The sequence below is a fragment of the Pseudomonas sp. HLT2-19-2 genome (genome assembly GCF_054898005.1).
In genome coordinates, this window is sequence record NZ_CM142712.1 from 2,380,104 (window position 1) to 2,405,011 (window position 24,908).

Sequence of the window (24,908 nt, forward strand, 5' to 3'; positions counted from 1 at the left end):
CGTGATAGCATCCGCGCCTATGAAGTTTCCAGGAAGAATTACCAGCGGCGTGCTGATGCTGATTACCAGCTGCACGGCGCTGGCGCAAAGTGAATTGGATGTTCGGATCAAACCGTCCAACGATGAACTGAAAGCCAATATAGAGGGCTATATCGGCAGCCTCGGCGATCGTGACGAGGAAGCCTTGCTGCGCTTCAGTCGTGGCGCCGAAGAACAGGCGCGCAAGGCCGCCCAGGCCTTGGGTTATTACCAGCCGCAGATCGACACGGATGTAAAGGGTGGCAAGACGCCGCGCCTGGTGCTGACCATCGATCCCGGCGAGTCTGTCCATCTGCGCAATGTCACTGTTCGCATCGACGGCCCGGCCGCCTCCCTCAAATCCTTTCGTGTACCCAAAAGCAATGCGCTGAAAACCGGCGCAGTGCTCAACCATGGACATTACGAAGACGCCAAGCGCCTGATTCAGAATCAGGCTTCGCGCTACGGCTTTTTCAGCGGGCACTTCAGTAGCCAGAAATTGTCGGTCGACCCGCGAGCCGGCGTTGCCGACATTGAACTGATCTATAACAGCGGCCCGCGCTATTCACTGGGCAAGGTCAGTTTCGAGGGTGATACGCCGTTTGACGAAGACCTGCTACAACGCATGGTGCCGTTCAAGGCCGGCGCGCCTTATGACTCCGAACTGATCGCCGAACTCAATCAGGCCATGCAATCGAGCGGCTATTTCGACAGTGTGCGGGTGGATGCGGCGCCGACAGCGTCGAAGAACGATGTGATTCCGGTAGACGTTAAACTCGAAACCCGCAAACCGCGGACCATGGGCCTGGGGCTGGGCTATTCCACCGACGTCGGCCCACGGGTCAAGGCCAACTGGACCCGGCACTGGGTCAACCCTCAGGGGCACAGCTATGGCTGGGAGACCGAAGTCTCGGCACCACGACAGAACGTCGGTGTGTTCTACGACATTCCCCTGGATCCGCCGCTGACCGACAAACTGCGGTTCGCCGGTGGTTATCAGAACGAAGAAATCGCCGACAAGGACTCCCTCAGCAAACTGCTGACCGTCGGTCCCGAGTGGCACAGCAAGCTGCCCAGCGGTTGGCAGCGGGTGGTGTCGCTCAAGTGGCAGCGCGAGGAATACAGGCTCGGCGACGACTCGGGGCTCAGCACGTTGCTGATGCCTGGCGTCAGCTATTCGTACCTGAAAAGCGACAACCGCATCGACCCGCACAATGGCTATCGTCTGGAATTCGAGACCAAGGTGGCCAAGGAAGGCTTGGGTTCCGACACCAACCTGCTTTACGGCACCGCGTTGGTGAAAGGCTTGACCACGGTCTTCGACAAGCACCGCTTCCTCGGTCGGGTGCAGGTCGGCGGCAGCGCCACCAACGGCTACAAATCGGTGCCGCCGTCGTTGCGCTTCTTCGCCGGTGGCGATCAGAGCGTGCGCGGCTACGACTACCAGAGCCTGTCCCCGGAAAACTCCGAGGGCGACCGCATCGGTGGCCGCTACATGATCGCTGGTAGCTTCGAGTATCAGTACTCCGTCGCCGAAAAATGGCGGGTCGCGACCTTCATCGATCAGGGCAATTCCTTCAATACCCTCGAACTGCCGAACCTCAAGACCGGTGTCGGTATCGGCGTGCGCTGGGTCTCACCGGTGGGGCCGATACGCCTCGACCTGGCCCATGCGATGGACGACGACGGCGGCATTCGACTGCACTTTTCCATGGGGCCTGAGCTGTGAATCGTGGTTTGAAAATATCGCTGCTGGCGATTCTGGCGCTGCTGATGCTGGTCGTCCTGGCGCTGGCCACGGTGCTGGGAACTGCAGCAGGCAGTCGCTGGGCGCTGGGGTTTGTGCCGGGTTTGACCGTGGATAATTTCCAAGGCCGTCTGGGCGGACAGTGGAGTGCCGACCATGTGGTGTGGCAGCAGGACAGCAGCCGGGTTGAGCTGAACAAGGCGATTTTCGCTTGGTCGCCGTTGTGCCTGACGCGTATGACCCTGTGTATCTCGCAATTGAAAGCCGATCAGGTCAGCCTACAATTCCCGCCCGGTACGGAAGAAGAAAGCAGCGGGCCGATCAGTCTCCCGGATCTGAAATTGCCCTTGGCCATCGAGCTGGGCGATGTCCAGGTCGGCAGCCTGCTGTTTAACGGCAGCGAAGAACTCAAGGGTTTGCAACTGGCGGCGCACTGGACGGCCAAAGGCTTGCAGATCGACTCTGTTCATTTGCAAAGGGATGAGCTGAGCCTGAATCTTTCAGGCCTGCTGCAACCCAGCGGCAACTGGGCGCTGACCGCCGAAGGCAAACTGACCCTGCCGGCGCCTGGCACCGAGCCTTGGACGCTGGCTCTGAAGGTCGACGGCGATCTGCTGAAAACCCTGAACCTGAAAGCCGACAGCAGCGGTTACCTGAACGGCCAACTGACCGGTGAACTGCAACCGCTGGTGGAAAACCTGCCGGCCAAGGTGCGGATCACCGCTGACGGCTTCAAGCCCAGCGCCGATCTGCCGGACACTCTACAACTCAATCAACTGGAACTCACCGGCGACGGCGACCTGAAAAACGGTTACCAGTTGCTCGGCAAAGCCACGTTGCCCGCAGAACTTGGCCCGGTCGTGTTGTTGCTGCAAGGCAAGGTTGACGCCAACGGCGCTCAGATCGCCGGGTTGGACCTCACGGCCAACGACAAGCAAAGCCTCAAACTCACCGGCAACCTCGACTGGAGCAAAGGCCTGAGCGTTGATGCAAAAATCGACTGGCTGGATTTCCCGTGGCATCGCCTCTATCCGCTGATCGACGAACCAGAAGTGGCATTGCGCAGCTTCAACGGTGAAGTTTCCTACACCGACGGTAAATACCTCGGCAGCTTCAAAGCCGCACTCGACGGCCCGGCCGGGGCGTTCAGCCTGACCAGCCCGTTCAGCGGCGACCTGACGAAAATCTATCTCCAACAGATTCAACTCGAAGCCGGGCAAGGCAAGGCCGAAGGGCACCTGAACCTGCAATTCGCCGAGGGCATTGCCTGGGACACCGCACTGGACTTGTCGGCGATCAACCCGGCGTACTGGGTTGCGGAGTTGCCGGGCACGCTGGCCGGACCGTTGCGCAGCAAAGGCGAGATGAAGAATGAAAAACTCAGCCTGACCGCCGACCTCGATCTCAAAGGCAAACTGCGCGGCCAACCGGCCGTTCTGCAAGCCAAAGCCGATGGCAGCGGTGAGCAATGGAACCTCAGCGCGCTACAGATTCGTCTGGGCGACAACAGCATCAATGGCAAAGGCAGTCTGCAACAGAAGCTCGCCGGCCAGATTGATATCAAGCTGTCGCGCCTTGCCCAGCTTTGGCCGCAACTGCGCGGTCAGCTCAATGGTCGCATCGATGTCGCCGGGACGCTCAAGGCGCCGCAAGGCAAGCTCGGGCTGCAAGGCACGCAACTGGCGTTCGAAGACAATCGCCTGCAAAGCCTGAACCTGGATGCAACCCTCGACAGTGCGCAGCGCGCGAAAATCGATCTCAAGGGCAGTGGCATTCAGGCCGGTGAGACGTCACTGGGGACGCTGACCGCCAGCGGCCAGGGCAATATCAAAAACCAGAAGCTCGCCCTCGATCTGCAAGGGCCGAAGCTGAAACTTGCGCTCGGCCTCGACGGCAATCTGGACAAAGGCAATTGGCGTGGGCGGCTGGCCAGCGGCGATATCCAGGCCGGCGGTCAAGACTGGAAGTTGCAAGGTCCGGCAAAGCTTGAACGGCTGGCGGACGGCAAGATCATTTTTGGCGCCCATTGCTGGGCGTCCGGCCCAGCCAGCCTGTGCGGCGAGGATCAGCGCCTGATGCCTGAGCCGAAGCTGCGTTATCACCTCAAACAGTTCCCGATCGACAGCCTCGCGCAATGGTTGCCGAAAGATTTCGCCTGGAAGGGCCGGCTCAACGCCGACCTGCAACTGGACCTGCCGGCCAGCGGCCCGAACGGCCAGATCAGCGTCGATGCCAGCGGCGGCACGTTGCGTATAAAGGAGAAGGACCAGTGGTTGGACTTCCCGTACCAGACGCTGACACTCAACAGCAAACTCACGCCCAAGCGCATCGACACCGACCTCAACTTCGTCGGCGGCAAGCTCGGCGAACTCATGGTTCAGACGCAGATCAATCCGCTGCCGAACAACAAACCACTGACCGGCTCGTTCCGCTTGAATGGTCTGGACCTGTCCGTGGCGCGGCCGTTCGTGCCGATGGTCGAGAAACTGACCGGTCGTTTGAATGGCAGCGGCACGCTTGCAGGCATGCTGCTGGCGCCTCAGGTCAACGGTAACTTGCTGCTCAGCGACGGCGAAATTTCCGGGCCTGAACTACCGATGGATCTGGAAGCCTTGCAACTTCAAGCCGTGATTGCTGGCGAAACTGTGCAGTTGAACGGCGGCTGGAAAAGCGGCAAGAGCGGGCAGGGTAGCCTGAATGGCAACATCGCCTGGGGTCAGGCGCTGGTGGTGGATCTGGCGCTCAAAGGCACGCAATTGCCCGTCACTGTCGAGCCATACGCCAAACTGGAAATGGCGCCGGACCTGAAAATCTCGATGAAGGACGACAAACTGGCGATCGCCGGCAAGGTGCTGGTGCCAAAAGGTGAGATCACCGTACGCGAGCTGCCGCCGTCGACGGTCAAGGTGTCCGATGACACGGTGATCGTCGGCCAGCAGACCGAAGCGGGCAAACCGCCGATGGCCATGGCAATGGACATCGATGTGGTGGTCGGGCAGGACAAACTCAGCTTTGCCGGTTTTGGCCTGACCGCCAACCTGCAAGGTCATGTGCACATCGGCGACAACATGGACACTCGCGGCGAACTCTGGCTCAACGATGGGCGATACCGTGCCTACGGTCAGCGGCTGACGGTGCGCCGTGCGCGGCTGCTGTTTGCAGGTCCCATCGATCAGCCCTATCTGGACATCGAAGCGATTCGCCAGACCGACGACGTGATCGCCGGCATTCGCCTGAGCGGCAGCGCCGAGCAGCCGACAACACAGATCTTCTCGGAACCGGCCATGAGCCAGGAGCAGGCGTTGTCCTATCTGGTGCTGGGGCGTCCGCTGAGCACCAGCGGTGAGGACAACAATATGCTTGCCCAAGCCGCGCTGGGGTTGGGGTTGATGGGCAGCTCGGGGGTGACCAGCGGGTTGGCCAAGGACCTGGGCATTCAGGACTTCCAGCTCGACACCCAAGGCAGCGGCAACGCAACCAGCGTGGTGGCCAGCGGCAATATCTCCGAGAAACTCAGTCTGCGCTATGGCGTGGGCGTGTTCGAACCGGCCAACACCATCGCCTTGCGTTACAAGCTGAGCAAGAAGGTCTACCTCGAAGCCGCCGGCGGCGTGGCCAGCTCGCTGGACATCTTCTACAAGCGGGATTTCTAACCCCCCCCAACCTGATCATTCCCACGCTCCGCGTGGGAATGCAGCCCGGGACGCTCCGCGTCCCTTCCCAAGCCGAACGCAGAGCGTCCGTTGAGGCATTCCCACGCAGAGCGTGGGAATGATCAGCGGCGCACCATTTATCAGCTGAATAGCAAGCAACCTAACTATTGCATTGACATTCTCTGCCTAGGCAGTAACATCTCGTCATACATTCTCTGCCTAGGCAGCTAATCGGTGGTCAGATGAAACATTTCACCTCATACAATTTCCATAATTGCCATCTCGGCCTTTTGCTCGGGCGCGCCGCGCTGCTCAAGGACCGGATCATCGACACGCACATGGTACCCCACGGCATCACCGCCGCGCAGTTCAAAGTGCTGATCATCATGGCCCAGTTCGGCGTCGATACCCCGGCGGAGCTGTGCCGTCACCTGTCGCTGGACAGCGGTTCGATGACCCGCATGCTCGATCGTCTGGAACAGAAAGGTTTCCTTGCCCGCCAACGCTCCGAGGCGGACCGCCGTCAAGTTCAGTTGGTACTGACCGAGCAAGGCCAGCAGTTGACTGACCGCCTGCCGGAGATCGGCGCTGACGCCATGAATGAGCTGGCAGGCGCGATCACCCCTGAAGAATTGAAAACCCTGGAACAGATCCTGACGAAAATTTTGGTGGCAGCCGGTGACTCGATCACCCTGCTGCGGGTAGGTAAAAAATGAGCAGCAAAACCCTGCGTACCGGACTGAGCCTGGTGCTGTTGGCCATGAGCCTCGCCGGTTGCGCCAGTTACAGCGGCCTGACCACCGAAGGCGTCAGCCTCGATGCGAAAAACCTCAAGGCCGGGCAATCGCTCAACGGCGTGACCCTCTCGCCCGCGGCCTGGCCGAAAAGTGATTGGTGGAAAAGCCTCGGCGACCCACAGCTCGACGGCTTGATCCGCGAAGCCCTGCACGACAGCCCCGACATGCAAATCGCCGATGCCCGCGCCCACCAAGCGAGTGCCGCCGCCTATGCAGCGGATGCGGCGCGGATGCCGACCCTCGATGCCAGAGCAGGCGTCAGTCGTTCGCGTCTGGCCCGGGATCAGGACCCGAGCGGGCAGGGCGGGACTTATTCCACCGTGCGCAACATCAGCGCCGGTTTCAATTACAACTTCGACCTCTGGGGCGGTCAGCGCGACGCCTGGGAAGCTGCGCTGGGCCAGGCCCGTGCTGCCGAAGTCGATCAACAAGCCGCTCAGCTGACCTTGTCCGCCGACGTGGCTCGCGCCTACAGCGACCTGGGTCAGGCGCACATCGTCTATGACCTGGCCAGTGAAGACCTCAAGCGCACCCGGCAAATGCTCGATCTGAGCCAGCGTCGCCTGAGCTCCGGGATCGACAGTCAATACCAGTTCCAGCAGACCGAAAGCCTGGAAGCCAGCTCCGAAGCGAGTCTGATCGACGCCGAGAAACGCCTGCAAAGCGCAAAAATCGCTTTGGCCGTGCTGCTCGGTAAAGGCCCGGATCGCGGCAATGAAATCGCCCGGCCGAAAATCCTTCAGGCCAGCGCCGTCGCGTTGCCCTCGGTGCTACCGGCCGAGTTGCTGGGTCGTCGTCCAGACCTGGTGGCCGCACGCTGGCGGGTCGAAGCGGCGAGCAAGAACATCGACGCCGGCAAAACCCAGTTCTACCCAAACTTGAACCTTAGCGCTGCGGCGGGTGCCGAGTCGTTGCTGGGCGACGCGATGTTCGGTTCGGCCAGTCGCTTCTTCAACATTGCGCCGACGATCTCGGTGCCGATCTTCGATGGCGGCCGCCTGCGTGCCGACCTCGATTCCCGCGACGCCGATTACGACCTCGCCGTGGCGCAGTACAACAAAAGCCTGGTGAAAGCGCTGGGTGATGTCAGCGACACCATCAACCAGCTGCGCGATATCGGCCGGCAGCTCGGCGCCCAGCAGCGCGCCACCGACATTGCCCAGGATTCTTACAACACCGTGGTCCAGCGCTACGGTTCCGGCATCGGCAACTACCTGGACGTGCTCAGCATCGAGCAGCAATTGCTCCAGGCCCAGCGTCAGCTGGCCAACCTGAATGCCGAGCAGATCGATCTGTCGATCCAACTGATGCAGGCGCTGGGCGGTGGCTTCCAGGGCGAAACCCTGGCCGCCGCCAAAGTAACCCCAGCCACGCAGACCCACTAATTCAAGGTAATTTGTCATGGCCACTGCCGATACACCTCAAACCCCAGACAACGCTCAAGACACGAGCAACCCGCGCAAACGCAAAGTCATGCTGGTGGTGTTGGCGATCGTGGTGATCCTCGCCGGTGTCGGCGTCTGGGGTTATCACGAATTCTACGGGCGCTGGAACGAAAGCACCGACGACGCCTATGTGAATGGCAACGTGGTGGAAATCACTCCGTTGGTCACCGGCACCGTGGTCAGCATCGGTGCCGACGATGGCGACTTGGTTCACGAAGGTCAGGTGCTGATCAACTTCGACCCGAACGACGCCCAAGTCGGTTTGCAAAGTGCCCAGGCCAATCTGGCCCGCACCGTGCGTCAGGTTCGCGGCTTGTACAGCAACGTCGACGGCATGAAAGCCCAGGTCAACTCTCAGCAGGCCGAAGTGCAAAAAGCTCAGGACAACTTCAATCGGCGGAAAAACCTCGCCGCTGGCGGGGCGATTTCCCAGGAAGAACTGTCCCACGCTCGCGACGACCTGACCTCGGCGCAAAACGCCCTGGCCAACGCCAAACAGCAACTGAAAACCACCAGTGCGCTGGTCGATGACACCGTTGTGTCGTCGCACCCGGACGTGATGTCTGCCGCCGCGCAATTGCGTCAGGCGTACTTGATCAACGCTCGCAGCACCTTGATCGCGCCGGTCACCGGTTACGTGGCCAAGCGCTCGGTGCAGCTGGGCCAACGGGTCCAGCCGGGTACTGCATTGATGGCCGTCATTCCGCTGGATCAGCTGTGGATCGACGCCAACTTCAAGGAAACCCAGCTGCGTGACATGCGCATCGGGCAGCCAGTGGACATCGAAGCCGACCTGTACGGCAGCGACGTGAAGTTCAGCGGCACCATCGACAGCCTCGGCGCCGGTACCGGCAGCGCGTTTGCCTTGCTGCCCGCGCAGAACGCTACCGGTAACTGGATCAAGATCGTCCAGCGTGTGCCAGTGCGGATTCACATCAACGCCGAAGAACTGGCCAAGCACCCGTTGCGCGTCGGCCTGTCGACTCAGGTCGATGTGAACCTGCGTGACCAGAGCGGTCCGGTGCTGGCGCAACAGCCGCCGCAAAAGGCCTCGTTCAGCACCAACGTTTACGACCATCAGTTGGCCGAGGCCGACGCGATGATCACTCAATTGATCCACGACAACAGCGCAGCGGTCAGCAAAACCGTTCAACGCTGATTCGCCAATCCCTCAGCGGCGCCCGTTAAAAGGCGCCGCGCCAGCCCAGTTTTAAAGGATTCGCGATGAGCAATAACGCGTCTTTCACGCCGCCCAGCCTGCTGCTCAGCACGCTCGGCTTGTCGCTGGCGACCTTCATGCAGGTGCTCGACACCACCATCGCCAACGTGGCGCTGCCGACGATTTCCGGCAACCTGGGCGTGAGTTCGGAGCAGGGCACCTGGGTGATTACCTCATTCGCGGTCAGCAACGCGATTGCGCTGCCATTGACCGGTTGGCTCAGTCGGCGCTTTGGTGAGGTGAAGCTGTTTCTCTGGGCGACAGTCCTGTTCGTGCTGGCCTCGTTTCTCTGCGGTATCTCGACCTCGATGCCAGAGCTGATTGGCTTCCGCGTGCTGCAAGGTCTGGTGGCAGGTCCCCTGTACCCGATGACTCAAACGCTGCTGATTGCCATCTATCCGCCCGCCAGGCGCGGCATGGCCCTGGCACTGCTGGCGATGGTCACGGTGGTCGCACCGATTGCAGGTCCCATCCTCGGCGGCTGGATTACCGACAGTTACAGCTGGCCGTGGATCTTCTTCATCAACGTGCCGATCGGCATCTTTGCGGTGATGGTGGTGCGTTCGCAGCTCAAGGCGCGGCCGGTGGAAACCAGCTACCAGCCGATGGATTACGTCGGTTTGATCACGCTGATCATTGGCGTCGGGGCGTTGCAGGTGATCCTCGACAAGGGCAACGACCTGGACTGGTTCGAGTCGAACTTCATCCTCATTGGCGCGGCCATTTCCGTGATTGCACTGGCGGTGTTCGTGATCTGGGAAATGACCGACAAACACCCAGTGGTCAATCTGCGGCTGTTCGCTTACCGCAACTTCCGCATCGGTACCATTGTGTTGGTGCTGGGTTACGCCGGGTTCTTCGGGATCAACCTGATCCTGCCGCAATGGCTGCAAACCCAGATGGGTTACACGGCGACCTGGGCGGGGCTGGCGGTTGCGCCGATCGGGATTCTGCCGGTGCTGATGTCGCCGTTTGTCGGCAAGTACGCGCACAAGTTTGATCTGCGGCTGCTGGCTGGGTTGGCATTTCTGGCGATCGGCCTGAGTTGCTTCATGCGCGCCGGGTTCACCAACGAGGTGGACTTCCAGCACATCGCTCTGGTGCAGCTGTTCATGGGGATTGGCGTGGCGCTGTTCTTCATGCCGACCTTGAGTATTCTGATGTCGGACCTGCCGCCGAGCCAAATCGCCGACGGCGCGGGCCTGGCGACGTTCCTGCGGACCTTGGGCGGCAGTTTTGCGGCGTCATTGACCACCTGGATCTGGATTCGCCGGGCGGATCAGCATCATGCGTATTTGAGTGAAAGCATTACGACCTATGAGCCGGCGACCCGGGAGGCGTTGAACAGTCTGGGCGGGGCGGGGAGTCCGGCGTATGCGCAGCTGGATCATGTGCTGACCAGTCAGGCGTACATGCTGTCGACCGTGGATTACTTCACGTTACTGGGGTGGGCATTCATGGGCTTGATTGTGCTGGTGTGGCTGGCGAAACCGCCGTTCGCGGCGAAGGCGGGGCCTGCTACCTCCGGCCATTAAGCGAATCCGTGTAGGAGCGAGGCTTGCCCGCGAAGGCGTAGTATCATTCAACATTGATGTCGACTGATACAACGCCTTCACGCCCTGAGCTTTTCCGTCAACACGATGTTGCTGTGTCCGGCTCGCTGATCAAAGGCGAGCCGTGCCGTAGCAAGGTCTGTAAATAAACGTTTTCGTCGTACACGGTGCTGGTCTTCCAGCACCGATAAACGATCCGGATCCACTTGAACGCCAGAGCCCTGAGGGCTGCTTGGTAAGAGCTGCCTTTGGCCCTTTGCTGGCGATAATACGCCTCTGCCCACACCGATTGATTGATGCTGTGGGCAGCCCACTCAACAAAGGTCTGGCGCAAAAAAGTTGCGCATTGATAGCGCCAGTGGACGACTTTTTTCTTGCCACTGCGTTCGGTGACCGGGGCAATCCCGGCATATCGCTGCACCGCACTGGCATCCTTGAAGCGATCACGCTGCTCACCAAAGGCGACCATCAACCGTGGTGCAAGCTGCTGTCCCGCGCCGGGCAAGGCCTTGAAGAGTCGGTAGTCGGCCAGGGTGTTGGCAGTTTTTTCGATCTCCCGATCAAAGTCTTTGATCGCCGTGATGATCCCTTTCAGTTGCGAGACCAGGGCCAGCACATACAGCGCTGAAGGACTGACCACGCCTGGATCTTCAGTCAACGGCATGGCTTTGGCGATCAACGCCAAACGCTGCTGATTGAGCTCGGCATGGCGAACATTATGCGCGTGAAGGAACTTCAAAACGCTGGCCGGCCGAGCGCGCTTAAGCGTTTCAAAGGTCGACCAGCGCGCCAGAAATTCACAAAAAACCAGCGTGTCATGGTCATGAAACAGCTCCAGGGCCAACGGGTAGTACTGTTTGAGCATGCACACCAGACGGTTGCTGATCTTGACCCGGTCATCGACCAATCCGCGGCGATGTTCGGTCAGGCTGGCGAGCGAACGCATGGCGGAGCTTTGCTGGACCAGTTGAGGAAACCGTTCGGGGTGATTCAGCAACAGCTCAAGCGCCCATTGAGCATCCGTTGGATCATCCTTGGCGCCACTGGGGACGAAGGTTTTACGGTGCCGGGCCAAGGTGCTCGGATTGATCGGAAAGATACAAAAAAACTCATATTTTTGCAGAGCCGCTATCAGTGGGCCTTTGTTCAACTCCACGGCGATCGCGATCGGGCCACCGTAACGTTGATGCAGCGACCTGGCCCAGCGATCAATCGACTCGGGCTTATGGTCAATGACCTCGAAACTGCGCTGAGCCTCTCCAGCTATCTGCAAACAGGTGTCGTGCTTGGTGTCTGCCCAATCAATTCCGATATAAGCAGTGAAACTCTGAGACAGGAGCGTTTGCATGGAACACCTCAACAGGCGCTAAAGTACATGCAGGGACATGCATGCTTGCGTCCAGCGAAGGCGATATAGAGAGCCGTGTCGGGCTTTCCCTGAGAATTCGTTAGAGGGCGCAAGCGCACCTGTGGACTCGAAGGTGATGGCGTAATCATCGAGTGCTGCGCGGGCATATTCGTAGCCCACAGGTGCATGTTCCTTCCTCGCCGACAACCGACTTCCAGCGAATATCAGTATGGAAGAGAAAGGAACGGACTACCTATATCGCGGGCAAGCCTCGCTCCTACAGGGATCTCATTCAACGGTCAGGCGCGGGTTTCCAAAATCAAACGGCGCCAACGCAAACCCATTCTCATCCACCTGCAACGCCCACCCCTGACGATCCCAATCCCCCAGCACAATCCGCTTGGCCGCCTGTTCGCCAATCTGCAATTTGTGAATGGCCGGGCGATGGGTATGCCCATGGATCAGGGTCTTCACGCCAAAGGCCTGCATGATCCGCGGGACTTCTTCCGGTGTGACATCAACAATGTCATTGGCCTTCATCCGCGTCTGCGCACGGCTTTCACTGCGCAGCTTGCGCGCCAGTTTATGGCGAGTCCGCAAGGGCAAGTGCCGCAGGATGAACAGGGTGATGGGGTTACGCAGATAACGACGCAGCTTCATGTAAGCCTCGTCGCGGGTGCACAGGCTGTCGCCATGCATCAACAGGACCGGCTCACCGTAAAACTGCACGACACTCGGGTCCTTCAACAACGTACAGCCGGCCTGTTTACAGAAGGCCTGGCCGAGCATGAAGTCGCGATTGCCGTGCATCAGAAAAATGGCCGTGCCGCTGTCGCTGAGTTCGCGAAGGGCCTGGCAGATGGAACGCTGAAAGGGCGTCATGGCATCGTCGCCAATCCACGCCTCGAAAAAATCGCCCAGAATGTACAGCGCACTCGCCGAGCGGGCGCGTCCGGCGAGCAAATCCAGAAACGCCCGGGTGATGTCCGGGCGCTCCTCTTCCAGATGTAAGTCTGAAATCAGCAGTATCACTCAATGATCTCGGCTTTCTCGATGATCACGTCTTCTGCAGGTACGTCCTGGTGGCCGGATTTCATGGTGGTGGAAACACCTTTGATCTTGTCGACGACGTCGGTGCCTGCAACGACTTTGGCAAATACCGCGTAGCCCCAGCCCTGAGTGGTCTTGGCGCTGTGGTTCAGGAAGCTGTTGTCAGCCACGTTGATGAAGAACTGGGCGGAAGCCGAATGCGGTTCCATGGTACGGGCCATGGCCACGGTGTACTTCTCGTTCGGCAGGCCGTTGTCGGCTTCGTTCTGGATGCTGCCGCGCTTGTCTTTCTTTTCTTTCATGCCTGGCTCGAAACCGCCGCCCTGGATCATGAAGTTACCGATGACGCGGTGGAAAACAGTGTTTTCGTAGTGACCGGCGTTGACGTACTCGATGAAGTTGGCAACGGTCAGCGGTGCCTTTTCAGCGTTCAGTTCCAGGACGATGTCGCCATGGTTGGTGGTCAATTTGACTTGGGTCATGTTGGCTACTCTTTAATGAATTCGTGGGTTTCGGGGCATCACAGCCCGCAACCGTGTTGGTCTGCTACGACCAAGGTGCGCAGTTTAGCGCGACAGGCGTGAATTTCGAGGCTGTTTTTCATGTGCATCCGATTAAATGCAGCCGTTTTCGGGCCTGCTCTGTCAGCGGCTTGACGGCATCGGCTATGATAGCGGCTTTGTTTTGTCAGGCTGTCTTCCGGCCGCGCACTTGTACGTTCAAGGATCCTATGAGCAAGCCCACTGTCGACCCTACCTCGAATTCCAAGACCGGCCCTGCCGTGCCGGTCAATTTCCTGCGCCCGATCATCCAGGCGGACCTGGACTCGGGTAAGCACTCGCAGATCGTCACCCGTTTCCCGCCTGAGCCCAACGGTTACCTGCACATCGGTCACGCCAAGTCGATTTGCGTGAACTTCGGTCTGGCCCAGGAATTTGGCGGCGTCACGCACCTGCGTTTCGACGACACCAACCCGGCCAAGGAAGACCAGGAATACATCGACGCGATCGAAAGCGACGTCAAATGGCTGGGCTTCGAATGGTCCGGTGAAGTGCGCTACGCCTCGCAGTATTTCGACCAGTTGCACGACTGGGCCGTTGAACTGATCAAGGCCGGCAAGGCCTACGTCGATGACCTGAGCCCCGAACAGGCCAAGGAATACCGCGGCAGCCTGACCGAGCCGGGCAAAAACAGCCCGTTCCGTGACCGCTCCGTGGAAGAAAATCTCGACTGGTTCGCCCGCATGAAGGCCGGCGAATTCAAGGATGGCGCACGCGTGCTGCGGGCCAAGATCGACATGGCCTCGCCGAACATGAACCTGCGCGACCCGATCATGTATCGCATCCGCCACGCTCACCACCACCAGACCGGCGACAAGTGGTGCATCTACCCGAACTACGACTTCACCCACGGTCAGTCGGACGCTATCGAAGGCATCACCCACTCGATCTGCACCCTGGAGTTCGAAAGCCACCGTCCGCTGTACGAATGGTTCCTCGAGAACCTGCCCGTGCCGGCGCAACCGCGTCAGTACGAGTTCAGCCGTCTGAACCTGAACTACACGATCACCAGCAAGCGCAAGCTCAAGCAACTGGTCGATGAAAAGCACGTTCTCGGTTGGGATGATCCGCGCATGTCCACGCTGTCCGGCTTCCGCCGCCGTGGCTACACGCCGAAATCGATCCGCAACTTCTGCGACATGATCGGCACCAACCGTTCCGACGGCGTGGTCGACTTCGGCATGCTGGAATTCAGCATCCGTGACGACCTCGACCACAGCGCCCCGCGTGCCATGTGCGTGCTGCGCCCGCTGAAAGTCGTGATCACCAACTACCCGGAAGGCCAGGTCGAGAACCTCGAACTGGCGTGCCACCCGAAAGAAGACATGGGCGTGCGCGTTCTGCCGTTCGCCCGTGAGATCTACATCGACCGTGAAGACTTCATGGAAGAGCCGCCAAAAGGCTACAAACGCCTGGAGCCGAATGGCGAAGTGCGCCTGCGCGGCAGTTATGTGATCCGTGCCGACGAAGCGATCAAGGACGCCGATGGCAACATCGTCGAACTGCGTTGCTCCTACGATCCGGAAACACTCGGCAAGAACCCTGAAGGCCGCAAGGTCAAAGGCGTCGTGCACTGGGTGCCGGCCGCTGCCAGCGTCGAGTGCGAAGTGCGTCTGTACGACCGCCTGTTTCGTTCGGCCAACCCTGAGAAAGCCGAAGACAGCGCCAGTTTCCTGGACAACATCAACCCTGACTCGCTGCAAGTCCTCACCGGTTGTCGTGCCGAGCCTTCGTTGGGCAATGCACAGCCGGAAGACCGTTTCCAGTTCGAGCGCGAAGGTTACTTCTGCGCGGATATCAAGGACTCGAAACCAGGTTCTCCGGTCTTCAACCGTACCGTGACCCTGCGCGATTCGTGGGGCCAGTGATTCAGCGTTAAGGAGCACTCAGTGCTTACGATCTACAACACGCTCACCAAGAGCAAAGAAGTATTCAAGCCGCTGGATGGCAACAATGTGCGCATGTACGTCTGCGGGATGACCGTGTACGACTACTGCCACATTGGCCACGGCCGCAGCATGGTCGCGTTTGACCTGGTGACCCGCTGGTTGCGGTTCAGCGGTTACAACCTGACCTACGTGCGCAATATCACCGACATTGAAGACAAGATCATCAATCGGGCCAAAGAGAACGGCGAGCCGTTCGACGTGCTGACCGAGCGCATGATCACCGCGATGCACGAGGACGAGGCGCGCCTCAACATCCTCAAACCGGACATGGAACCGCGGGCCACCGATCATATCCCTGGCATGCTGAGCATGATCCAGACCCTGATCGACAAGGGTTACGCCTATGCCCCGGGCAATGGCGACGTGTACTACCGCGTCGCCAAGTTCATGGGCTACGGCAAGCTGTCGCGCAAAAAGATTGAAGACCTGCGCATCGGCGCGCGGATCGAAGTCGACGAGTCCAAGCAGGACCCGCTGGACTTTGTCCTGTGGAAAGCCACCAAGCCGGGCGAACCAAGCTGGGAATCGCCGTGGGGCGCCGGTCGTCCGGGCTGGCACATCGAGTGCTCGGTGATGTCGACTTGCTGCCTCGGCGAGACCTTCGACATTCATGGCGGCGGCAGCGACCTTGAGTTCCCGCACCATGAAAACGAAATCGCCCAGAGCGAAGCGGCCACCGGCAAGACCTACGCCAACGCGTGGATGCATTGCGGCATGATTCGCATCAACGGCGAGAAGATGTCCAAGTCCTTGAACAACTTCTTCACCATTCGCGACGTGCTGGAAAAATACCACCCGGAAGTCGTGCGTTACCTGCTGGTGTCGAGCCACTACCGCAGCGCGATCAACTATTCGGAAGACAACCTCAAGGACGCCAAAGGCGCACTCGAGCGTTTCTACCACGCGTTGAAAGGCCTGCCGAACGTGGCGCCGGCCGGTGGCGAAGCGTTCGTCGAGCGTTTCACCCAGGTGATGAACGACGACTTCGGTACGCCGGAAGCCTGCGCGGTGTTGTTCGAGATGGTTCGCGAGATCAACCGTTTGCGCGAGAGCGATCTCGACACCGCGGCCGGTCTGGCAGCACGCTTGAAGGAACTGGCCAGCGTGCTGGGTGTGTTGCAACTCGAAGCGGATGACTTCCTGCAGGCTGGCGCTGAAGGGCGGGTTGATGCGGCTGAGGTTGATGCGCTGATTGCTGCGCGTCTGGCGGCTCGTGCTGGTAAAGACTGGGCAGAATCGGACCGCATCCGCGACCAGCTCACCACCATGGGCGTGATGCTGGAAGACGGGAAGGGTGGAACGACTTGGCGTCTGGCTGACTGATTGCTGTGTTTGCTGCAAAACAAAACCCGCCTTGTGCGGGTTTTTGTTTGCCCACTGATCGTTCCCACGCTCCGCGTGGGAATGCCTCAATGGACGCTCCGCGTCCGCTTCGGCATGGGACGCGGAGCGTCCCGGGCTGCATTCCCACGCGGAGCGTGGGAACGATCAGTCAGCTGCGGCTCGCTCGTCACTCGGCCTGGCGCAACCGTTTATAAAGAGTATTTCGGCTAACCCCAAGCCGCCGCGCCAGGTGCGAAATATTCCCCCCAGCCGCCTGCAACTGCCGATTCAAATCCTCTGCATCATTCAGGTCGACGGTCAGTGGCTCTGGCGTATCCACGGGCTCCATCTCCATATCCACAAAAAAATCATCCGGCAAATGCTCCGGCCGCACCGGTTGTTCCTCAGCCATGGCCAGCGCCACCTGCATCACGCTGCTGACCTGGCGCAGATTCCCCGGCCACGGATGTCGGCTGAACAACTCCAGCACTTCTCGGCTCAGCCCGGCCCACTGGCTCGGTTCGCGGTGTTGCTCCCACAGGCGCTTAAACAGTGCTTCTTTGTCACTGCGTTCGCGCAGGGGAGGCAGTTCGAGGGTCAAACCACCAATCCGGTAATAAAGATCTTCACGAAACCGCCCGAGCTGAACCTGCTCGCGTAACGAGCGGTTGGTTGCCGAGATGATGCGAATATCCACCGGGAACAACTCGCTGCTGCCCACCGGTTGCACGCAACGCTCCTGCAACACTCGCAGTAGTCGAGCCTGAGTTGGCAACGGCATATCACCGATTTCATCAAGGAACAGGGTGCCTTTGTCAGCCTTGCGGATCAGCCCGATGCTGCCTTTCTGGTTGGCGCCGGTGAACGCGCCTTTCTCGTAGCCAAACAGCTCGGACTCCACCAGTTCGGCGGGGATGGCTGCACAGTTGACGGCAATGAATGGTTTTTTGCTTCGAGAGCTGGCCTGATGCAGGGCTTTGACGAAGACCTCCTTGCCGACCCCGGTTTCGCCGTGGATCAACAACGGAATGTCTTTTTCCAGCAAACGCTTGGCCTGGCGCACGGCTTTTTCCACGCGACTGTCGCCAAAATGCAGGGTGTTCAGGCTGATCGCCGCCGGAGCCGAAACGGCAGGTTCGACAAACACCCGCGCCTGAATCTCAGCCTGTTTCGGCCGTTTCAAGAGGCACTGGAAGCGGTTGCGCCCCGAAGCTTGCAAGGCGAAGGGCAGGCCGTCCGGCTGGTTCAGCAGTTCCAGCAGCGAGACCTTGAACAGGCTTTCGACGCTAACCCGCGACAGGCTGATGCCCAGCAGATTGTCGGCGCGGCGGTTAGCCGACAGCACCTGGCCAGTCTCGTCGAAGATCAGTAGGCCCGCCCATTGGCTGTCGAGGTTGTTCAGTCCGGTGTTGAAGGTCAGTTGGAAATGCTGACCATGGAACAGGTTGAGGATCAGCCGGTTTTCCACGGTCTGACTCATCATTTTGACCATGCCGAGGGTGTGCGACGGCGGCAGGTAACTGTCGCTGGACACATCCAGCACTGCGATCACCTTGCGCTCGGCATTGAAAATCGGCGCGGCGGAACCGGTCATGAAACGGTTGGCCTTGAGGAAATGTTCATCGTGCTCGATGTGCACCGCCTGTTCGCAGGCCAGCGCGGTGCCAATGGCATTGGTGCCGCTGCACCGTTCCATCCAGCTGGCGCCGGCGCTGAAACCGCGGGTCAGACTCGGCTCGATAAAGCGCTGGGTGCCCCAGGTTGTCAGCACCTGGCCTTGGTTGTCGGCGAGCATGATCAGGCAATTTGAGTTACTGAGGATATTTTCGTAATACGGCAGGACTTCCTGGTGAGTGGTTTGTACCAGTGAGTGCTGGCTCTCCAGCAATTGCGCAATGCCCTCGGCCGGCAACTGATCAAACGCCGGTGCGCTCTGATGATTGAGACCGAACGCGCGGCAGCGGGACCAGGAGTCCTGAATGATCGCGTCGTGGGAGAGCTTTGATGCGAGTGCGGCCATGGTCGGCAGTCTCTGAAAAAGCTTTGTTGTTTTTGTTATGCGCTCGTCTTTGCGAGCCCAAAGCATCCGTAGAGTGTTGTTCACTATTGTTCATTGTCAATGGGTGGATTGTTCAATTGTTCAGCCGCGGTTGTTCATTTCTGTTCAGCAATGAACGCGGTTTATCCTCCATTTGAAGGATTTTCAAGTCGAATCAAAGGCTTGCAATTTCTGGCACGAATGTCGCTCTGTAGCTCCGGTCGCTTGACTCCAATAATAAAAAGGCCGAGCCATGTCATTAACCCTGGAGCACGTCAGCCGCACCGTCGAGGGCCAGACCTGGATCGACGATGCGTGCCTTAGTTTCGAAGCCGGATCCTTCAACGTTTTGCTCGGGCGCACGCTGTCCGGCAAAACCAGTCTCATGCGCCTGATGGCCGGTCTGGACAAGCCCGACAGCGGCCGCATCCTGATGAACGGTGTCGACGTTACCCAGCGCCCGGTGCGTTTGCGCAATGTGTCGATGGTCTATCAGCAGTTCATCAACTACCCGACCATGACGGTGTTCGAGAACATCGCCTCGCCGTTGCGCCAGGGCGGTGTGTCCAATGAGCTGATCCAGAGCAAAGTGCTGGAAACCGCGAAGATGTTGCGCATCGAGAAGTTCCTCCAGCGCCATCCCCTCGAACTCTCCGGTGGTCAGCAACAGCGCACGGCGATGGCCCGGGCGCTGGTCAAGGACGCCGAGCTAATCCTGTTCGACGAGCCGCTGGTGAACCTCGACTACAAACTGCGCGAAGAACTGCGTCAGGAAATGCGCGAGCTGTTCAAGGCTCACCACACCATCGCTATCTACGCCACCACCGAACCCAATGAAGCCCTGGCCCTGGGCGGCACCACCACCATTCTTCATGAGGGCCGGGTGATTCAGAGCGGCAAGTCTTCCGAGGTTTATCACCAGCCGCAAACCGTGCTGGCGGCGGAGCTGTTCTCCGAGCCGCCGATCAACCTGATGCCGGGGCGTATCGCCGGCAACGAAGTCAGTTTCGCCAATTTCGTGCACTTCCCGCTGAACGTCGATCTGCGGCCGGTGGGCGAGGGCGAGTTCCGCTTTGGCGTGCGGCCCAGCCATATTTCGCTGGTGCCGAGCAACGACGATGATCTGGAGCTGGCGGTGACTGTCGAGGTGGCCGAGATCAGCGGTTCGGAAACCTTCCTGCACGTGCGCAACGAGCATTTTCTGTTGGTGCTGCACTTGCCGGGCGTCCACGAATACGACGTCGATGCGCCGATTCGCATCTATATCCCGACCCATAAACTGTTTGTGTTCGATAGGCAGGGGCAGTTGGTCCAGGCGCCCGGTCGCCGTATCGCGAGGGTTGCCTGATGGCCGAAATTCGTTTGCAACACCTCGCGCACAGTTACACCCGCACGCCGAGCGGCCCCGAGGATTACGCGATTCGCGAGATGGATCACGTCTGGGAACAGGGCGGTGCCTATGCCTTGCTCGGGCCATCAGGCTGCGGCAAGTCGACCTTGCTCAACATCATTTCCGGGCTGCTCAGCCCGTCCCAAGGGCAGGTGCTGTTCAACAATAAAGTGGTTAATGACCTGACCCCGGAAAAGCGCAACATTGCCCAGGTTTTCCAGTTTCCGGTGGTCTACGACACCATGACGGTGTTCGACAACCTGGCTTTTCCGCTGCGCAATCAGGGCATGGCCGAGGCGAAAATTCTCAGCAAGGTGCAGGAAATCGCCGAAGTCCTCGACCTCCAGGCGTTGCTGAGCAAGAAGGCGCGCAACCTCACGGCGGATGAAAAGCAGAAAGTCTCCATGGGCCGCGGGTTGGTGCGCGATGACGTCTCGGCGATCCTGTTCGATGAACCGCTGACGGTGATCGACCCACACCTGAAGTGGAAGCTGCGGCGCAAGCTCAAGCAGATCCACGAGCAGTTCAACATCACCATGGTCTACGTCACTCACGATCAGCTCGAAGCCTCGACCTTCGCCGACAAGATCGCGGTGATGTACGGCGGGCAGATTGTGCAATTCGGTACGCCGCGAGAACTGTTCGAGCGACCGAGCCACACCTTTGTCGGCTATTTCATCGGCAGTCCGGGGATGAACCTGATCGAGGTTCAGCCGCAGCCAGGTGGTGTCGGTTTTGCTTCGACCCATTTGCCGCTGTCGGACGCCCAACAGAAACGCATCGCCGAATCCGAGTGGCACACCCTGAAGGTCGGTATCCGTCCAGAGTTCGTCCATGTGTGGGACGAACCCTTTGACGACGCGATGCAGGCGCAGGTCGTACACGTTGAAGACCTCGGGACCTACAAGATCATGACCCTGAACCTCGACGGCGCGCCGCTGAAAGTGCGCCTGGCCGAAGACAAGCCAGTGCCTGAGGGAACCGCCTACATCAGCTTTCCGGCCCAGTGGTTGATGGTGTATGCCGACGATTACCTGCTGGAGACGCAGCCATGAACAAGGTGCAGAACAACAAGGCCTGGTGGTTGGTGTTGCCGGTGTTTTTGCTGGTGGCGTTCAGTGCGGTGATCCCGATGATGACCGTGGTCAACTACTCGGTGCAGGACATCTTCGACCAGTCCAGCCGCTACTTTGTCGGCGCCGACTGGTACCGGCAAGTGCTGCTCGATCCGCGCCTGCATGACTCGTTGCTGCGCCAGTTCATCTACTCGGGCTGTGTGCTGCTGATCGAAATCCCGCTGGGTATTGCCATCGCCCTGACCATGCCGACCAAGGGCCGCTGGTCGTCGCTGGTGCTGATCATTCTGGCGATCCCGTTGCTGATTCCGTGGAACGTAGTCGGCACCATTTGGCAGATCTTCGGTCGGGCGGACATTGGTTTGCTCGGCGCAAGCCTCAAGGCCATGGGCCTGAACTACAACTACGCGTCCAACACCATGGACGCTTGGGTCACGGTGCTGGTGATGGACGTCTGGCACTGGACGTCGTTGGTGGCGCTGTTGTGTTTCTCGGGGCTGCGGGCGATTCCGGACGTCTATTACCAGGCGGCACGGATTGATCGCGCGTCGGCCTGGGCAGTTTTCCGACATATTCAGTTGCCCAAACTCAAGAGCGTGTTGCTGATCGCGGTGATGCTGCGGTTCATGGACAGTTTCATGATCTACACCGAGCCGTTCGTGCTGACCGGTGGCGGTCCGGGTAATGCCACGACCTTCCTCAGTCAGACCCTGACGCAGATGGCGATCGGGCAGTTCGACCTCGGCCCGGCGGCGGCTTTCTCGCTGGTGTACTTCCTGATCATCTTGTTGGTGTCCTGGCTGTTCTACACCGCCATGACTCACTCTGACGCCAACCGCTGAGGTCCGCCATGAGCAAAAGAAAGCTGATCCCATTGCTGATCTACATCCTGTTCCTGCTGGTGCCGATCTACTGGCTGCTGAACATGTCCTTCAAGAGCAACACCGAAATCCTTAGTGGCCTGACGCTGTTTCCGCAGGATTTTACCTTCGCCAACTACAAAGTGATCTTCACCGATCCGGCCTGGTACACCGGTTATCTCAACTCGCTGTACTACGTGAGCCTGAACACGGTCATCTCCCTGAGTGTGGCGCTGCCGGCAGCGTATGCGTTTTCGCGCTATCGGTTCCTCGGCGACAAGCACCTGTTCTTCTGGCTCCTGACCAACCGCATGGCGCCACCGGCGGTGTTTTTGCTGCCGTTCTTCCAGCTGTATTCCTCGATTGGTTTATTCGACACCCACATCGCTGTGGCCTTGGCCCACTGCCTGTTTAACGTGCCGTTGGCGGTGTGGATCCTCGAAGGTTTCATGTCCGGCGTGCCCAAGGAGATCGACGAAACCGCCTACATCGATGGCTACAGTTTTCCCAAGTTCTTCGTGAAGATTTTCGTTCCGCTGATTGGCTCCGGGATCGGTGTCACCGCATTTTTCTGCTTCATGTTTTCCTGGGTCGAGCTGCTGCTGGCGCGAACGCTGACGTCGGTGAATGCCAAACCGATTGCGGCGGTGATGACGCGCACGGTCTCGGCGTCCGGCATTGATTGGGGCGTGCTGGCGGCGGCGGGGGTGTTGACCATTCTGCCGGGCATGCTGGTGATCTGGTTTGTTCGTAACCACGTGGCCAAGGGCTTTGCCCTGGGCCGGGTCTGAGGAGCTGATGATGGAATGGATGAGTTGGACCACCCCCACAGCAGCGTTCTTTATCGTCATTGGCCTGATTCTGGTGGGCATGACGACGTGGGAATTGCGTTCGCCGAGCATTCTTCGGCGTGGTTTGTTGCCGATTGCCACCACCCGTGGCGATCGGTTGTTTATCGGTCTTCTCGGCAGCGCCTACCTGCATCTGCTGGTAATCGGCGTCACCGACTGGAGCATCTGGGTGGCGTCCGCGTTGTCCCTGGTGTGGCTGTTGGCTGTGATGCGTTGGGGCTAGTCGAATCGCTCGGCAATGTTGCTCCGAAACTCAATAAGGAGGTCTCTATGTTCGACAAAAACAATAAGCTGCGACATAGCGTTTCATTGGCAGCCATGCTGGCACTCAGCGGTTTGAGCGCTTCGGCCTGGGCCGATGCCTATGAAGACGCCGCGAAGAAATGGATCGGCAGCGAATTCAAGCCGTCCACGCTGACGGCCGATCAACAACTGGAAGAGCTGAAGTGGTTCATCAAGGCGTCCGAGCCGTTTCGCGGGATGAACATCAAAGTGGTGTCGGAAACCATCGCCACCCACGAATATGAATCCAAAGTGCTGGCCAAAGCTTTTACCGAGATCACCGGGATCAAGCTGACTCACGACTTGCTGCAGGAAGGCGACGTGGTTGAAAAGCTGCAGACCCAGATGCAATCGGACAAAAACATCTATGACGGCTGGGTCAACGACTCGGACCTGATCGGTACGCACTTTCGTTACGGCAAGACCGAATCGATCACCGACCTGATGGCCAACGAAGGCAAGGACTTCACTTCACCGACCCTGGACATCAAGGATTTCATCGGCATTTCCTTCACCACAGCGCCTGACGGCAAGATCTATCAGCTGCCCGACCAGCAGTTCGCCAACCTCTACTGGTTCCGCGCCGACTGGTTCGAACGGCCAGAGCTGAAAGCCAAGTTCAAGGAGAAGTACGGCTACGAATTGGGCGTCCCGGTGAACTGGTCGGCCTATGAAGACATCGCCAAATTCTTCAGCGAAGACGTCAAGGAAATCGACGGCAAGCGTATCTACGGGCACATGGACTACGGCAAAAAAGACCCGTCCCTCGGCTGGCGCTTTACCGATGCCTGGTTCTCCATGGCCGGTGCTGGCGACAAAGGCATCCCCAACGGTTTGCCGGTGGACGAGTGGGGCATCCGCGTCGAGGACTGCCGCCCGGTCGGCTCCAGCGTAACCCGCGGCGGCGACACCAACGGCCCGGCGGCGGTGTATGCGACCACCAAATACGTTGACTGGATGAAAAAATATGCGCCACCGGAAGCGGCGGGCATGACCTTCTCCGAGTCTGGCCCGGTGCCGTCCCAGGGCAACATCGCCCAGCAGATCTTCTGGTACACCGCGTTTACCGCCGACATGACCAAACCGGGCCTGCCGGTGATGAATACCGACGGCACGCCGAAATGGCGGATGGCGCCGTCGCCAAAAGGCCCGTATTGGGAAGAGGGTATGAAGCTCGGTTATCAGGACGCCGGATCCTGGACCTTCCTCAAATCCACGCCCGAGAAGCAAAAACTGGCGGCCTGGCTGTACGCGCAGTTCGTGACCTCGAAAACCGTGTCGCTGAAGAAAACCATCGTCGGCCTGACCCCGATCCGCGAGTCGGACATCAACTCGCAAGCCATGACCGACCTGGCGCCGAAACTCGGTGGGCTGGTGGAGTTCTACCGCAGCCCGGCCCGCGTGCAATGGACCCCGACCGGCACCAACGTGCCGGACTATCCACGTCTGGCGCAACTGTGGTGGAGCCACATCGCGGAAGCCGCCAGCGGCGAGAAAACCCCGCAACAGGCACTGGATGGTTTGGCGAAGGATCAGGACGCGATCATGACCCGTCTGGAACGCTCCAAGGTACAGCCGACCTGCGGGCCAAAAATGAATCCTGAGCGGGATGCGCAGTACTGGTTCGATCAGCCGGGAGCGCCGAAACCGAAACTCGCGGACGAGAAGCCTAAAGGTGAAACCGTGAGCTATGCCGAACTGCTGAAATCGTGGGAGGCGGCGCGGAAGTAAACAGCTGGACAGTGAAAC

18 protein-coding genes are annotated in these 24,908 nt (G+C 59.5%); 14 read left to right on the top strand and 4 right to left on the bottom strand.

All coding sequences use genetic code 11. From position 1 onward, the window contains the following. Positions 1 to 19: 19 nt before the first annotated feature. From ACYZTU_RS11085 to ACYZTU_RS11110, 6 genes are all read left to right on the top strand, one after another. Positions 20 to 1,747 (top strand): autotransporter assembly complex protein TamA, encoded by a 1,728-nt coding sequence (locus ACYZTU_RS11085; protein WP_461970097.1) that lies wholly within the window; start codon positions 20 to 22, stop codon positions 1,745 to 1,747. Then, on the top strand, positions 1,744 to 5,418 hold the full coding sequence (locus ACYZTU_RS11090; RefSeq protein ID WP_461970099.1) for a translocation/assembly module TamB domain-containing protein: 3,675 nt from the start codon (positions 1,744 to 1,746) through the stop codon (positions 5,416 to 5,418). The genes ACYZTU_RS11085 and ACYZTU_RS11090 overlap by 4 nt, the downstream gene beginning before the upstream one ends. A gap of 242 nt (positions 5,419 to 5,660) precedes the next feature. Continuing rightward, complete coding sequence (locus tag ACYZTU_RS11095) at positions 5,661 to 6,134, top strand: MarR family winged helix-turn-helix transcriptional regulator (RefSeq protein ID WP_461970101.1); 474 nt, start codon at positions 5,661 to 5,663, stop codon at positions 6,132 to 6,134. Beyond that, positions 6,131 to 7,600 (top strand): efflux transporter outer membrane subunit, encoded by a 1,470-nt coding sequence (locus ACYZTU_RS11100; RefSeq protein ID WP_461970103.1) that lies wholly within the window; start codon positions 6,131 to 6,133, stop codon positions 7,598 to 7,600. The genes ACYZTU_RS11095 and ACYZTU_RS11100 overlap by 4 nt, the downstream gene beginning before the upstream one ends. 16 nt (positions 7,601 to 7,616) lie before the next feature. Continuing rightward, positions 7,617 to 8,819: an HlyD family secretion protein gene (locus tag ACYZTU_RS11105; protein ID WP_461970105.1), complete on the top strand. Its 1,203-nt coding sequence runs from the start codon at positions 7,617 to 7,619 to the stop codon at positions 8,817 to 8,819. A gap of 65 nt (positions 8,820 to 8,884) precedes the next feature. Further along, positions 8,885 to 10,414, top strand: coding sequence for a DHA2 family efflux MFS transporter permease subunit (locus ACYZTU_RS11110; RefSeq protein WP_461970107.1), 1,530 nt, complete (start codon positions 8,885 to 8,887; stop codon positions 10,412 to 10,414). Positions 10,415 to 10,511: 97 nt separating this feature from the next. Here the strand turns inward: ACYZTU_RS11110 and ACYZTU_RS11115 are convergent, their stop codons facing one another. From ACYZTU_RS11115 to ACYZTU_RS11125, 3 genes are all read right to left on the bottom strand, one after another. Next, entirely contained in the window at positions 10,512 to 11,780 is a 1,269-nt protein-coding gene (locus ACYZTU_RS11115; RefSeq protein ID WP_461966247.1) for an IS110 family RNA-guided transposase, read from the bottom strand. A 288-nt stretch (positions 11,781 to 12,068) separates the two neighbouring features. Beyond that, positions 12,069 to 12,812, bottom strand: coding sequence for a UDP-2,3-diacylglucosamine diphosphatase (lpxH, locus tag ACYZTU_RS11120; RefSeq protein WP_461970109.1), 744 nt, complete (start codon positions 12,810 to 12,812; stop codon positions 12,069 to 12,071). After that, positions 12,809 to 13,312, bottom strand: coding sequence for a peptidylprolyl isomerase (locus ACYZTU_RS11125; protein ID WP_449644659.1), 504 nt, complete (start codon positions 13,310 to 13,312; stop codon positions 12,809 to 12,811). The genes lpxH and ACYZTU_RS11125 overlap by 4 nt, the downstream gene beginning before the upstream one ends. Positions 13,313 to 13,560: 248 nt before the next feature. Here ACYZTU_RS11125 and ACYZTU_RS11130 point away from each other — a divergent pair, with 248 nt between their 5' ends. Further along, the gene (locus ACYZTU_RS11130; RefSeq protein WP_461970111.1) at positions 13,561 to 15,258 is read left to right on the top strand and encodes a glutamine--tRNA ligase/YqeY domain fusion protein; all 1,698 of its coding nucleotides are present in this window, start codon (positions 13,561 to 13,563) and stop codon (positions 15,256 to 15,258) included. A 21-nt stretch (positions 15,259 to 15,279) separates the two neighbouring features. Then, on the top strand, positions 15,280 to 16,662 hold the full coding sequence (cysS, locus tag ACYZTU_RS11135; protein ID WP_461970113.1) for a cysteine--tRNA ligase: 1,383 nt from the start codon (positions 15,280 to 15,282) through the stop codon (positions 16,660 to 16,662). Between the two features lie 187 nt (positions 16,663 to 16,849). Here the strand turns inward: cysS and ACYZTU_RS11140 are convergent, their stop codons facing one another. After that, positions 16,850 to 18,682 (bottom strand): sigma-54-dependent Fis family transcriptional regulator, encoded by a 1,833-nt coding sequence (locus ACYZTU_RS11140; RefSeq protein ID WP_461970115.1) that lies wholly within the window; start codon positions 18,680 to 18,682, stop codon positions 16,850 to 16,852. Positions 18,683 to 18,953: 271 nt separating this feature from the next. On the opposite strand from ACYZTU_RS11140, the gene ACYZTU_RS11145 reads away from it, so the two are divergent. Genes ACYZTU_RS11145 through ACYZTU_RS11170 form a run of 6 tightly spaced genes read left to right on the top strand, consistent with a single transcriptional unit; the run spans position 18,954 to position 24,890 of the window. Continuing rightward, the gene (locus ACYZTU_RS11145) at positions 18,954 to 20,048 is read left to right on the top strand and encodes an ABC transporter ATP-binding protein (protein WP_461970117.1); all 1,095 of its coding nucleotides are present in this window, start codon (positions 18,954 to 18,956) and stop codon (positions 20,046 to 20,048) included. Next, on the top strand, positions 20,048 to 21,145 hold the full coding sequence (locus ACYZTU_RS11150) for an ABC transporter ATP-binding protein (protein WP_461970119.1): 1,098 nt from the start codon (positions 20,048 to 20,050) through the stop codon (positions 21,143 to 21,145). Before ACYZTU_RS11145 ends, ACYZTU_RS11150 begins: the two co-directional genes overlap by 1 nt. Continuing rightward, positions 21,142 to 22,008: a carbohydrate ABC transporter permease gene (locus tag ACYZTU_RS11155; RefSeq protein WP_449644665.1), complete on the top strand. Its 867-nt coding sequence runs from the start codon at positions 21,142 to 21,144 to the stop codon at positions 22,006 to 22,008. Before ACYZTU_RS11150 ends, ACYZTU_RS11155 begins: the two co-directional genes overlap by 4 nt. 8 nt (positions 22,009 to 22,016) lie before the next feature. Next, a complete protein-coding gene (locus tag ACYZTU_RS11160) occupies positions 22,017 to 22,817 on the top strand; it encodes a carbohydrate ABC transporter permease (protein WP_017339615.1) in 801 nt (266 codons plus the stop codon). 10 nt (positions 22,818 to 22,827) lie between these two features. After that, positions 22,828 to 23,100: a DUF2160 domain-containing protein gene (locus ACYZTU_RS11165; RefSeq protein WP_449644666.1), complete on the top strand. Its 273-nt coding sequence runs from the start codon at positions 22,828 to 22,830 to the stop codon at positions 23,098 to 23,100. A gap of 47 nt (positions 23,101 to 23,147) precedes the next feature. Then, a complete protein-coding gene (locus ACYZTU_RS11170; RefSeq protein ID WP_461970121.1) occupies positions 23,148 to 24,890 on the top strand; it encodes an ABC transporter substrate-binding protein in 1,743 nt (580 codons plus the stop codon). Positions 24,891 to 24,908: the final 18 nt, after the last annotated feature.